We start from the raw sequence: 819 nt of genomic DNA, 5'->3' as shown, positions 1-819 counted from the left end.
GGCGGCCTATGGCGAGAAGACCCCCCGAACGCCTGGCCCAGCGCAACGGCTACCGCGACCGGATCTGGGAGACCCGGGCCGGCGCGGTCGAGCTGCGCATCCCCAAGCTGCGCAAGGGCTCCTACTTGGTGCAGGCCATGGGCATGACCGGCATCTCCAAGAGCCAGGTCAGCAGACTGTGCGGCGAGATCGACGACAAGGTGAAGGCCTTCCTCGCCCGTCCGATCGAGGGCGACTGGCCGTATCTGTGGATCGACGCCACCTACGTGAAGTGCGCCAGAATGGCCGCATCGTATCTGTCGCGGTGATTGTCGCGGTCGGCGTCAACCGCTACGGCCGACGCGAGGTTCTGGGCATGGACATCGGGCCGTCCGAGCCCGAGACGTTCTGGACGGCGTTCCTGCGCAAGCTCACCCGCCGCGGTCTGTGCGGCGTCAAGCTCGTCGTGTCCGATGCCCACGAATTATCAACGCCGCCGTAGCCAAGGTGCTCAATGCCAGCTGGCGGCGGTGCCGCGTCCACTTCATGCGCAGCGCGCTGGCGCATGCCGGCAAGGCGGACGGCGCGTCGTCTCCGCCTTCATCGCCACCGCCTTTGCCCAGGACGATGCCGAGGCCGCAACTGCGCAATGGCGCAAGATCGCCGACCAGCTCCGGCCAAAGCTGCCGAAGCTTGCCGGCTTCCTACACGACGCCGAGACCGACGTGCTCGCCTACATGTCGTTCCCGCCGCAGCATCGGACCAAGCTGCACTCCACGGATGAGATGGACAAGCGATTTTTTTCGTGACCGAGATGACGATTGCAGACATCGCTACGTC

1 pseudogene is annotated in these 819 nt (G+C 65.8%); it reads left to right on the top strand.

Going from position 1 to position 819, the window contains the following annotated elements:
* A pseudogene (locus GWG67_RS38720) lies at positions 1-770 on the top strand (IS256 family transposase); the annotation flags it as partial.
* Positions 771-819: the final 49 nt, after the last annotated feature.

This window comes from Bradyrhizobium sp. CSS354, assembly GCF_029051725.1.
In the GTDB taxonomy this organism is placed as follows: Bacteria; Pseudomonadota; Alphaproteobacteria; order Rhizobiales; family Xanthobacteraceae; genus Bradyrhizobium.
Note: the sequence above shows the minus strand (reverse complement) of the source record. Positions and strands in the feature narration are given on the sequence as shown.